Origin of the sequence: Winogradskyella sp. 3972H.M.0a.05, assembly GCF_040493455.1 — a bacterium.
In the GTDB taxonomy this organism is placed as follows: domain Bacteria; phylum Bacteroidota; class Bacteroidia; order Flavobacteriales; family Flavobacteriaceae; genus Microcosmobacter.
The window spans coordinates 311,250-323,974 of record NZ_JANFDA010000004.1; the positions used below are offsets into that span (position 1 = coordinate 311,250).

A 12,725-nucleotide genomic window follows, 5' to 3' on the forward strand; every position below is an offset into this window, starting at 1 on the left:
TATGAAAGCCTATATTTTTCCTGGACAAGGAGCACAGTTTAGCGGAATGGGATTAGACCTATATGAATCTAACCCAAGTGCACAAGAATTGTTTGAAGATGCCAATGATATTCTTGGTTTTAGTATTACAGATATCATGTTTGAAGGTTCTGCTGAAGAATTAAAACAAACTAAGGTTACGCAACCTGCAATCTTTCTGCATTCTGTAATTCTTGCTAAATCATTAGGAGATTCTTTCCAACCAGATATGGTTGCTGGTCATTCTCTTGGTGAGCTTTCTGCACTTGTTGCGAATGGAACCTTGACTTTCGAAGATGGTTTAAAATTAGTATCTCAAAGAGCTCAAGCCATGCAAAAAGCTTGTGAATTACAGCCTAGTACAATGGCTGCAGTTCTGGGCTTAGATGATGATATTGTAGAAAAGGTATGTGCAACTACAGATGGTGTTGTTGTAGCTGCTAATTATAACTGCCCTGGACAGTTAGTAATTTCTGGCGAAGTTGATGCTATTAATGCTGCTTGCGAAACTTTAAAGGAAGAAGGTGCGAGACGTGCTTTGGTATTGCCTGTTGGTGGTGCTTTTCACTCACCATTAATGGAACCTGCTAGAGAAGAACTTGCTGCTGCTATTGAGAATACAGTTTTTAGCAAGCCTAGTTGTCCAATTTACCAAAACGTTACTGCTAACGCTGTGATTGATGAAAATGAAATAAAGGCTAATCTAATGTCTCAATTGACTGCTCCTGTAAAATGGACACAATCTGTACAGCAAATGATTGTAGATGGCGCTACACTATTTACAGAGGTTGGTCCAGGTAAAGTTTTACAAGGGTTGGTAAAGAAGATCAATAGAGAGGCTGAAACTGCTTCAGCTACAATACAAACTGAAGCATAATACATGAAATTATCCCGTTCAGCTAGCATTGGTTTACTTATTGCTGTAAATATTGCTATAGATCAGATTACTAAAATTATTGTACGTTCTAAATTAGCTTCAAGAGAAGTTATAGAAATCTTTGGCGATAAATTTATCTTAACCAATGTTGAGAACAAAGGTGCCTTTCTCGGTATTGGCAGTGATCTTAGTGATACGCTCAGAATCCTCTTGTTATGGATATTACCAATAATCGTGTTGGGATATGTAACTTATTATATATTTAGGACTAAATCATTAGATAAGTGGAGTCTAATTGCCTTTTGCTGTATTATCGGTGGTGGTATTGCTAATGTCTTTGATCGTATCGCATTTGGGTCAGTAACCGATTTTCTTCATATCGATTTAGGTGGTGTTTTTAAAACAGGGATTTTTAACCTCGCCGATGTTTCTGTAACAACAGGAATGATTATTCTAATCTTCGGAAATTTTTTAAGCAGAAAAAAGCAGCCAAAAGTTGCTTAATCAGGTTTACTGTTTATAGATTTTTCCCTTCTTTCATTTACAAAGACCACATTCATGGTTTTCAATTCTGGGTAGGATCATAGCCGATTGCGACAATATCAGAAATAAAGCCTGGTTTTATCTGGCCTATTTTATCTTCATCTGCCGTAAATGCAAACTCTCTACCACTATTAGTACGTTTGAAAACACCTGAATCCATACCAAATGAGATATTTAAAAAAATAAGTATCTTCATTTTTGATATAGAATTTAGGTTATAGAAGCCTGTGTTTAAGAATTTGAAGTTAGTTTAAAAGCCAATTCAAAAAAATAGCCCCTTTGAAAATCAAAGAGGCTATCAACAACAAATTAATTGAAATAATTAATTATTAATTAAGTTAGGTTATAACTTAGTAAGACTGAAAGATGATCCTGCGAAAGGTCCTCCACATGATGATATAGCATCTTCAGTATATATTATTGTAATCGAATTGTCATTACAAATATCCCATGGTGTACTATCAGCTGGCAACGCTGCGTCGTAGCCAAACTCAATTCCGCCACCACATCCAATTCCTGTTCCAACGTATCCTCCAAGAGTAACATAGTCATCTGGAGAAAACTCTAGCGATACAGGTACTGGAGCTCCTCCAGTAAACGCTGGTAACACAGCCGCTGAAAATAATCTGCGGTTTGGATTTGTTGGATCTACAGTTAAAGTAACTGTTCCTGCTCCAAAATTTTCAGTACCATTCGCTGGACCTAAGTTTGCATTTACATCTGCAATAGCATAGTCACCTACGAAAAAGTCTGCTGGTAATACATCTGGATTAGAACAAGGAATATTTACTCTATATCTTGTACTGCTAGAAGTACTGTTAGCATCTACTCCAACTCTTACGTTACTATCATCTGTTGCTGTTAATACAACATCAAATGAGTTTACAATTAGACGCTCTTGGTCTAAGTTCTGAAACGTAATAACAATATTAGCTATTCTATCCGTAGCATTTGGTGCATTAGGATCTGCGAAAACACTTCCAGTAGTCGCTGTAACGAATGGAGTGAAATCTCCTGCTACACCTTCTAACTGATAGCTGATATTAAATCCGTTTGGATAAGAAGGAACATTAATTTGTACAGGAACATCTAAAGTAGCTTGTCCTCCTGAAATTGTTGTTTCATCCGTACTTGCATTAAAGTCAACCCATCCAGTTTGTGGATTTTCGTTAAATCTGCCATCATTAAGTCCATCGGCATCACATCCGTTGAATAGAACCAACACTAATAATGAACAGATAAGGAATTTTATAGTTTTTTTCATAATCAAATTTTTATTATTGGTTAATACAGAAATTTGTAGATTCTTCTGCTCCAAACTCCGCTCCAGTGGCAAGTGTTAACACACAAGACAATTCATAGAAGCCATTACCATAGTTACAGCAAATACCATCTCCAAATGCGTCAAAAATGGTGAATGTATAACATCCATCTTCCAAGAAGATCGTTTCACTAATTGTTGATCCATCTGGCTCGTCCCCGTAAGGTCCTCCAGATGCAATTACAGAACCATCTGCCTGGCTAGTAATTTCCCATGATGTTTCTTCTGGATATGTATCTAACAATAATGTTAACTCAACATCATTACAAATAAATTCCTTTGTAAACGAGAAAGTTGTAGATGTAGATCCAGAAACAAAAACACTGTCATCTAAACTAAGGTCTACTATCAACGTTTTTGTAACAAAATCTTCTAAGTTCTCTGACAAGAACATAACGTCTAATGATCCTACGTGTGAATTCGCAGGAATTGTTACCTGACCAAGTACATAATCTTCTGGATTAGCAGTAGTTCCTGCATTTACTACAGTAGCAAAAGTTCTATCTGAAGAAGAAATTGTACTCGATAGTACTTCAACAGATCTTGTTACACCTTCAGCAGGCACTGTAAACGATTGAAAACTCGATGAGAACCCAATACCAGTTTGACCGGTAGCTGGATCGTATATCGTTGGATCTACAGTCTCATCACAAGAGACTAATATGACTGAAAGTATAAATATGTATAGTATTCTTTTCATTTCATTCATTTTTTTAAGATTAATAACCTGCGTTTTGTTCTACCAAAGTATTTCCTTCAAACTCTGAAGTAGGAATTGGTAATGTCAATCTGAAATCTCCAGCTGGTAAAGAACATGGCGCTGAGAAAGACTCACAGTCTACCGTTTCTCTTTGGATACCTACTCCGATCTCTGATCCAATTCTCTTGATATCTATATATCTGTGTCCTTCAAAGCAAAGCTCAACTCTACGCTCAGCCAAGATCTCATTTAAGGCATCATTCAAACTACCAAATACTGGCATCGCTGGTGGTGCTCCTAAAAATCTTGCTGTTCTCAAGTCTTGGATCGATTGTGCAGCTTCAGTCAACATACCACTTCTGGCTTGTGCCTCAGCTCTAATCAATAGCATCTCTGATGCTCTGAACAATTTGATATCATTGATTAATGGTCCGTCTGCAGATCCTGGGTACTTATTGATCAACAATAAGTTTGTTGGATCGTTAACTCCATTGATAACACTCTGTGCATTAACGTTTACAGCAAATCTGATATCGTTAGTATCTAATTGGTTCAATAGACCATTACCTAATTCAATGTAAGCACCTCCATCTGGAGCTACTAAGTTGAAGTAGTACAATCCAGCAACCTGACGGTCTCCAGCTACACGAGATAACTTGAAGATCACCTCTGTATCATCAGCATCGTTAAACATGTTGAAGTACTGAGTTGGATTTGCCAATGGGTAATCATTTACCAACTGGGTTGATAAGGTCATTGCTGTACTAACATCTCCTGTCATGATCGCAAGTCTTGCTCTGATGGCCTTTACTGCATCATTGTTCAGGAAGATATTGTTTGCAGAATCACTGTTGTTTGGATCCAAGAAAGAATCTGCTAAATCCAAGTCATTTTGTATGAACGCGATAGTCTCAGCAGCCGTATTTCTCGGTGCAACACTAGTTGGCTCTGTTACAAAATCAATATTGATTGCTGACAAAGCACTAGGATCTTGATAGTCTGTAGTGTAATATGTAAATAGATCAAAGTGAGACAATGCTCTCAAGGCGTATAATTGCCCTTTGATGTGATTGATCTCAAGCATTTCTGCTTCTGTGAATTCTAAACGCTCAATAGCATCTAGAACAATATTGATCTGAGTAATTACTCTATATCTGCTTGTCCAGATTACACCTGGAGTTGTAGATCCTGGCTGTAAGATAAAGTTATATGTCAATGAGGCTTGTCCTGCATTGTCGATTCCTCTCTTGATGTTATCTGTGAAGATATCATTGAAGTAGACGTAATCTACACCTGCATCATTCCCTCCAGCATCTGGCCCATATCTGTTATAGGCAGCACTAAGTCCAGATCTAATATCGTCTACACTCTGGAAGGCTTGTAATACCCCTAATTCTCCAACTTGAACAATCTCTGTGGCATCGTTACAGGAAAAATTCACTGTCAATACCGAAACTGCTAAAGCTAATCGTATTGTATTATATATTCTTTTCATTGCTTCTTTTTAAAAATTAATTGTAGTACCAAATGTTAATATCTTAGGCGTTGGGAATTGCCCTCTATTAGTAGTTCTAAAACCATTCTCAGCATCCCATCCTCTGAATGAAGTAAAGGTTACTAAGTTTTCTCCTTGTACAAAGAATCTTAAGCTACTGATTGGTAACTTCTCCATGATTTTCTGTGGAAGAGTGTATCCAACTCTTACGTTTCTCAGTCTTAAGTAAGAAGCATCTTCTAGGTATCTGTCTACAGCGTTGATGTAGCTAATCGCATTGAATGGGTTACCAACTCTTGGGATGTCTGTTACATCACCAACGTTTTGCCATGCTCTAAATACAGAAGTTACCCTGTTAGTTCCATCTCCTACAAGTTGTGTCTCTTCTAATTGTGCTAGATCAAGGTTGTTCAACCAGATATCAGCAACAAAACTCCATTGTGTCGTAAACTCAAAGCCTTTATATCTTACATCTGTACCAAAACCTCCTTGCCACACTGGGAACGATGTCTTGTCTGTAAAACGTCTGTCAGCATCTGAGAACGTCTCTGATAAAGATCCATCTGCGCTTACGAAAAGTGGGTTACCATTGGCTGGGTTTACACCAGCGTAAGGTACTACGTAGAATGAGTTAACTGGATGTCCTTCTGCGATAATAGTCGATCCTCCTAAGAAGTTTTGACCAGTCGAAGACGCTACTTCGTTAACTGTGTTCTTGTTGTATGATCCATTTGCATTAACAGAAATTTGCCAGTCGTTTTTATCATAAACCACATAACGAAGACTTACTTCTGCTCCTTCATTATCCATTGTTCCAGTGTTTACAGAAAGTGCTCCGAAACCTGAAATTGCAGATAACTGTCTAGAATCAAATAAACCATCTGTGGTCTTTTTGTAAACATCTATAGAACCAGATAATCTGTTGTTCCATACTCCGAAATCCAATCCAAAGTTTGTTTGCTTTGTCTCCTCCCAACGTAAGTCAGTGTTTGCTGGTTGTGCGATAAATGTACCTACAGTACCGTTATATCCACCACCTGATCCGAATAGGGTTCTTGTTAAACTATTTCCACCTACATCTTGGTTACCGTTTACACCGTAAGAAGCTCTAAGCTTAAGTAAGCTGAATGCCGTGTTTTGCATGAAGTCTTCTTGATCGATGTTCCAACGTCCAGATACAGACCAGAATGTACCCCAAGCGTTATCTTCAATAAATCTAAACGAGTTGTCACGTCTTAACGTTCCAGAGAATCCATATTTCCCATCGTACTCATAATCTAACTTACCGAATACTGAGAATAGACCTTCTTCAACTGTAGTAGCTCTAATAGTAGGAATGTATGGTAATTCTCCAGCACCATCGATAGTACCGTTACCATTTAAATCCTCTGTAGTGTTTCCTGCGATAAAAGCAGAACCAGTTCCTAAAATTCTAGGATCTAAACCACCTTGGGTAAACCCTAGGTTATCTGCATGACGCTTGTTGTACTCAACAAAAGCCGTAACATCTACTAAGTGCTTATTGGCAAAAGTGTTGTTATAGTTAACCTTGGCTACAGAGTTGAATCTGAAATCTCTAGTATAGTCTTCTTGTTGTTGACCACCAAACTGTGTCTGGTTAGTACCATTAGCTTGGAAAGGTCCTAAGATACTTTCTGGGTGAAGGATCTCTAAACGCTTTTCTGAACTAAAGTCAGCACCTAAAGTAATACCTGCTGTTAAGTTTTTAGCGAAATTGTAGTTCGCTGAAAAGCTTCCTAATAATTTTACTTCTTCTTCTCTATCTGTATTAAGTGCTACAGAATTTAAAAGGATATATGGTACAGCTGCATTTTGGTTTGCAGTAATCGCTGCAATATCTCCCGGTGCAATACCACCATCGATAGTTTGTGTACCATCTGGGTTTAATATAGATAAATATGGTAATCCTGATAAGGCTGCCGTAAATGGCGCAAAGAAAATCGCGTTAGATCCTGCTCCATCAATCTCGTTGGTTTTAGAAAAACCTACAGAAAGATTCAATGCATAATCTAATTTACCATTATCTGTTCTACCGTTAAAGTTGTTTCTGATGTTGAATCTCTTAATGTTAGAGTTAAGGAAGATACCATCTTGCTCTGTATAACCAACAGATGAGAAGTTTGAGAAATTCTCACTTCCCGATGTCATCGAAAGGTCATGAGACATTGTAGTTCCTCTTCTAAAGAAAACATCTGTCCAATATGTGTTTGTTTGACCAGAGATCGCTGCAATCTCAGCATCTGTAAGTCCAGCTCCTAATGCAACATTGTAAGTTCTCTCTAGTTCAAGTATTTGTCTAGAGTTCATCAGCTCAAGATTCGCATCCTGAAGCTCGTTGTATCCAAACTGTGTTGAGTACTGAAATTTCAAACCTTCGTTAAACTTACCTTTCTTAGTGGTAATGATAACGGCTCCGTTGGCACCCCTGTTTCCATAGATACCCGCTGCTGCACCATCCTTAAGTACTGTGAAGGTTGCAATATCATTTGGGTTGATACTTCTAAAGTTGTCACGGTCAACGAAAATACCATCAACTACAAAAAGAGGCTCTATCTCACCATTAATAGATCCAATTCCACGAAGTATGATCGTACTATCTGCTCCTGGTTGTCCTGTACCTGTCAAGACGTTAAGACCAGCAACCTGTCCTTGTAAATTTTGAAGTACCGAAGCGTTTGCTCTATCTTCTACTTCGGTGGCACTTAGTTGGGTAACAGAAGCTGAGTTGGATTTTAAGCTTGTAGTACCATAAGCGACTACAACTACTTCATCTAATTGGTTGTCTGCTTGCATTGATACATCAATGACACTGCTGGCACCAACAACTCTCTCAACTGATAAAAGTCCTACGTAAGAGAATACCAAAGTTTCTCCCGATTGGACAGAGATGGAATATTGACCGTCGAAATCCGTCTGGACACCTCTGGTCGTTCCTTTAACAATTACATTGGCACCTGGTAATGGTAGTCCATCAACTGCCTGAGTAACTGTACCTGTGATAGTCCTCTCTTGTGCAAAACCTAAAGCCACACTGAAAAATAAGAGCACTAACACTAAACCATAATTTTTTACTTTCATAAACTTAATTTTTAAAATTACTACGAGTTAGTTTTAGTGCAATTAGGAAAGGCAGGCAGTGTGTTAATTTTAAAGACTAATTCAAAATAATCACTTCTATGAAATATGAAATTAAAGTTAACATGGTTATTTCATAAATAAAGTAAGACTCACACCGCCTTACCTTTGCAATTGCTGATGTAAAAAAATGAAGAAAGCCAAGTAAAAACGGTAAATCCTATAATAATTTACCTGTCCGAAGATTACTTACCGTTTGATTACCAGTTATTTAACATTTTTTTATGTTAATATGGGCTATTAGCTGTTATAGTCAGCCTTCGCCCTTACTTTAGAGCAGGGGCGTTTGCAAATGTTAAAGTCAATAAATCTATTAGTATTTACTAGTCTGTTTTAGTTAATTTATTTTGTAGGAAGAACAAAACCATCTTGTAGGAAAACAAGTGAAAAAGAGTACATTTTTATATCAAAAATGGGTAATAATTATGTCAAAATCACGCAGTTATAACTCATAAAAATATGATGCAAATATGACTAAAAATAGATAAGGAAGATTATAGATGAATTTCTAACATAGAGGTTATTATTCTCTTCTATGCTCTTTTTAAGTAGTTTTCTTTAGAGGGGTTTTTTTTTAGCGAACGTATGTATTCTGTAGGAGTAAGCTCAAGCTGTTTCTTAAAAGCTTTATTAAACGTCACCTTATTGTTATAACCCACTTCATAGGCAATATCAATAATATTGAAATTACGGTTTTTATCTGCTTCGAGTATGCGCTTCGCTTCATTAATCCTGAAATAATTAATGAGATCGTAAAAACTCATATTAAAGTGCTCATTAATAACTTGAGAAGCATTATGTCTAGTAGTTCCCAACATTTCTGAAAGCGCATCTAAACTTATATCGTTTAGTTTATAGACTTGCTCTCTATCCATAAGAGTCAATAAGTTTTCCTTTAACTCATTAGAATATGATTCTGTTAGTCCAGATTTCTTGTATTTATTAAATAATTTAGAGATGTCTTCTAACTGAACATCTCCTCTAAAAATGTCTGGTTGTAAAAATGAAATGGTTGCAATATAAAATACCATAATAACCATAACAATAATCTGTAAATTCAAAAACGGTGGGTAATCAATTACTCTTGTTACTGCCAAGGCATAAAGTAAATAGGCAACTACGTACGCCGTGAAAATTGTAAGGATATTTCTTTGCCAAATAATTCTAACATTTACATTATCATTATTGATTACTCGTACATCTCTATAATGATTATTATAAATTCTGAATGTCGCCCATGCATATAGTCCTAATGACAATATTTTTATAGCAATTATTGCATTAGTTCCAGGTAATGTAAACTTAGCCTGTTCAAACATAATTAAGAACTTATCGTATGAGCTCATACCATAATAAGGTATCAAATAAATGACCAGGCCAACCGAAGGTAACAAGTGAATTAAATCCTTCCATGAAAACCTATACTCTTGAACAACACGCTTAAAATAAAAATACAGCAATGGCCCATACAGAAATGAAAAAGGTGTAGATGCAAATAATGCGTGTGGAAACTTCAAATTATATCTAGATACATATAAACTTAAATGCAGTATAAAAAGCGAATGAAATAAAACAAATAAGCTAATTAACAGCACACCAACTTTATCTGAATTCTTTTTACTGTTTAAAAACACAAAGATGAAAAAGCCAAAAAAACCAGTAAATGCGTAAATAATAGGAAGCAGTCCTAACTTGGGTTGATAAGTTCTCTTCAGCTCCTTGAACTGATCGGTATTTTTAATGTCAGAAAATATATGATCATTCATTATCGACAGATCCTGAGTAGCCTTCATATATTCTACTGCATGCTCTGATGCTTTATCAGCATCTTTTTTCTTACTATATAGAAGCGCTAATGATTTGTGCAAAGCATTAGAATCGGACACCTTGTTCTTTAAGGCTGCTTCATTAAGAGTAATAAGCTTTTCAGTTTTTAATGAGTCTTCAGCGACCTGAACTTGCAATAAACTATCTAAAGATTCTTTTAGTGAAGAAATATCTAAACCAGGTTCTTTAAAACTATCAAATGCAAAGATCGTAGTTACATTAAATAATGTAGCCACAAAAAATAGAACTATTTTTTGAGTGATGAGGCGCATTTTGATTGAATTAGTCTCCCTAATGGTTAACGTTAGGTCTAATTTATTGTCATTAACGGAGAAAAGTCTTAAAACCTTCTTAAAAAACCTACAAATCCGTAAGTCCCGATAATAATTTACCGTTAAAAACCAGAATTCTTGGGTGATTTAAAAGTAAAGCGTGCTAAATAAAAAAGATTACTTTGGTTGAGATTGTTGCCATCGCCAGGCGGAAAGTAAAGCATCATCAAGCGAAAGCTCAGTTTTCCAGCCTAGGACACGGTTAGCCTTAGAAGTATCCGCATAAGCAGCACTGACATCTCCAGATCTTCGCTCAACTATTTTATAATTGAGTTTCATATCTGAAACGCGTTCGAAAGATTCAATAACGTCCAATACCGAACTACCTTTACCTGTTCCTATATTATAAACTTCAAAGTTGTTTTGGTTATTTTTTTCTATAAGTCTTTTTAAAGCAACAATATGAGCCTTAGCGACATCAATAACATGTATGTAATCTCTAACGCAAGTTCCATCTGGTGTAGGGTAATCACCACCAAACACAGATAATTGTTCTCTTATTCCGATTGCAGTCTGAGTAATATAAGGAACTAAATTTTGCGGCACGCCAATTGGAAGTTCTCCTATTTTTGCTGTTGGATGCGCTCCAATAGGATTAAAATAACGTAATGAAATTGCATTGAGTTTATTAGACACCTTACATACATCTTGTATTATTTCTTCTCCTATTTGTTTTGTGTTACCGTAAGGAGATTCTGGAAGTTTTACTGGTGCGCTTTCTGTTATTGGTAATTCATCGGCTTGGCCATAAACAGTACAAGAAGAGCTAAAAATAAAGTTCTGTTCTGTTTGCTTACTCAATTCGTTCAGTATATATATGAGACCAGTAATATTATTTTCATAATACATTAGCGGTTTCTCAACACTTTCACCTACAGCTTTATTTGCTGCAAAATGAATAATACCTTTTAGGTTTTTATGCTTTTCAAAAAACGAAATGACTTCACTCTTATTCTTTAAGTCAATTTTTTCAAATATGGGCTTCTTTCCAGTAATTTCATTAATGCCATCGAGGACATCAATTGAAGAGTTAGATAGATCATCAATGATCACAACTTCATAACCTTCATTAAGAAGCTCAACTACTGTATGAGAGCCTATAAACCCAAGCCCTCCCGTAACTAAAACCTTATCCATTTACAAAATCTAACACTTTACTGGTGATGAAATCAATTTGCTCATCGTCCAATTCGGTGTGCATTGGTAATGAAATAACTTCATCAACTAATCTATTTGTAACAACAAAATCATCTTCATTATAACGTTCATCTAAATAAGCCTTTTGTCTATGAAGCGGAATAGGATAATATACACCGCATGGTATTCCATTTTCATTCAAATGCTTAACGAGAGCATCTCTATCAGCGCCTTTTATTTTTAGCGTATATTGATGAAACACATGGCAATCACAAGTATCGCAAACACCATCGCAACCCGCTACGGTTTTTGGAGTAATTATCTTGTTATTATCCTTAAAAGCTTCATTATATTTTTGGGCAGCCTTTTGTCTTGCGTTACTATATTCATCCAAATGCTTAAGCTTAGCATCCAATACTGCAGCCTGTATAGAATCTAATCGAGAATTCACGCCAACCACGTCGTGGTGATAGCGTTTATACATCCCATGATTAACAATTCCTCTAATAGTATGCGCTAATTCATCGTCATTGGTGAAAATAGCACCACCATCTCCATAGCATCCCAAATTCTTGGACGGAAAAAACGAAGTCGCCGCAACATGACCAATGGTTCCTGCTTTGGCTTTTCTACCATCAGAGTAAACGTAGTTAGCACCAATAGCTTGCGCATTATCCTCAATAACATAAAGGTTATGCTCTTCAGCTATTTGCATTATAGCTTCCATATTAGCACACTGTCCAAATAAATGAACTGGCACTATGGCTTTAGTTTTTGGTGTAATCGCCTTCTTAATTGCATCTATATTAATATTGAACGTATCTTCGTCCACATCAACCAAAACAGGAGTTAATTTCAAAAGCGCTATAACCTCAACAGTAGCTGCAAAAGTAAAATCCGCAGTAATTACTTCATCTCCTTGCTCTAAACCTAAGCCCATCATTGCAATCTGTAAAGCATCTGTACCATTAGCACAAGGTATAACATGTTTTACATCCAGATAGTCTTCTAAATTCTTTTGAAACTCGTGCACTTTTGGTCCATTAACAAATGCTGCGCTTTCTAAAATTTCCTGGATTGATGGATCTACTATGTGCTTTATATTTTGATATTGACTTTGAAGGTCAACCATTTGAATTTTTCTCATGAATTCTCTTTTGAACGGGAAATCTTATTAATTATGAAAGCTTAGCGCATTTATAATTATAAACCCATAATTTTGAGGAACGAAAATACAAAAATTAGTACTTTAGGGCTAATCATTTATCATAAAGAACAGTATTTTAGCACAAACATCTTTGGTTGAGAACACTATATAA

Annotated in this window: 10 protein-coding genes; 2 read left to right on the plus strand and 8 right to left on the minus strand. The window is 36.2% G+C overall.

Annotated elements, in window-relative coordinates:
* Position 1: 1 nt before the first annotated feature.
* Both fabD and lspA read left to right on the plus strand, forming a co-directional pair.
* Complete coding sequence (gene fabD / locus NCE97_RS10510; protein ID WP_353779113.1) at positions 2-895, plus strand: ACP S-malonyltransferase; 894 nt, start codon at positions 2-4, stop codon at positions 893-895.
* Between the two features lie 3 nt (positions 896-898).
* Complete coding sequence (gene lspA, locus NCE97_RS10515) at positions 899-1,399, plus strand: signal peptidase II (RefSeq protein ID WP_353779114.1); 501 nt, start codon at positions 899-901, stop codon at positions 1,397-1,399.
* Positions 1,400-1,460: 61 nt separating this feature from the next.
* On the opposite strand, the gene NCE97_RS10520 is transcribed toward lspA, so the two are convergent.
* The 8 genes from NCE97_RS10520 to NCE97_RS10555 form a co-directional block, all read right to left on the minus strand.
* Positions 1,461-1,634, minus strand: coding sequence for a hypothetical protein (locus tag NCE97_RS10520; protein WP_353779115.1), 174 nt, complete (start codon positions 1,632-1,634; stop codon positions 1,461-1,463).
* Between the two features lie 147 nt (positions 1,635-1,781).
* Entirely contained in the window at positions 1,782-2,702 is a 921-nt protein-coding gene (locus NCE97_RS10525) for a hypothetical protein (RefSeq protein WP_353779116.1), read from the minus strand.
* A 13-nt stretch (positions 2,703-2,715) separates the two neighbouring features.
* On the minus strand, positions 2,716-3,459 hold the full coding sequence (locus tag NCE97_RS10530) for a hypothetical protein (protein ID WP_353779118.1): 744 nt from the start codon (positions 3,457-3,459) through the stop codon (positions 2,716-2,718).
* Positions 3,460-3,478: 19 nt separating this feature from the next.
* Positions 3,479-4,954 carry a RagB/SusD family nutrient uptake outer membrane protein gene (locus NCE97_RS10535; protein ID WP_353779119.1) on the minus strand — a complete coding sequence of 492 codons (1,476 nt, stop codon included), beginning with the start codon at positions 4,952-4,954 and terminating at the stop codon, positions 3,479-3,481.
* Positions 4,955-4,963: 9 nt separating this feature from the next.
* Positions 4,964-8,053 (minus strand): SusC/RagA family TonB-linked outer membrane protein, encoded by a 3,090-nt coding sequence (locus tag NCE97_RS10540; RefSeq protein ID WP_353779121.1) that lies wholly within the window; start codon positions 8,051-8,053, stop codon positions 4,964-4,966.
* Between the two features lie 590 nt (positions 8,054-8,643).
* Positions 8,644-10,209: a helix-turn-helix domain-containing protein gene (locus NCE97_RS10545; RefSeq protein WP_353779122.1), complete on the minus strand. Its 1,566-nt coding sequence runs from the start codon at positions 10,207-10,209 to the stop codon at positions 8,644-8,646.
* 177 nt (positions 10,210-10,386) lie between these two features.
* Positions 10,387-11,406: a UDP-glucose 4-epimerase GalE gene (gene galE, locus NCE97_RS10550; RefSeq protein WP_353779123.1), complete on the minus strand. Its 1,020-nt coding sequence runs from the start codon at positions 11,404-11,406 to the stop codon at positions 10,387-10,389.
* A complete protein-coding gene (locus tag NCE97_RS10555; RefSeq protein ID WP_353779124.1) occupies positions 11,399-12,553 on the minus strand; it encodes a DegT/DnrJ/EryC1/StrS family aminotransferase in 1,155 nt (384 codons plus the stop codon). The genes galE and NCE97_RS10555 overlap by 8 nt, the downstream gene beginning before the upstream one ends.
* Positions 12,554-12,725 lie beyond the last annotated feature (172 nt).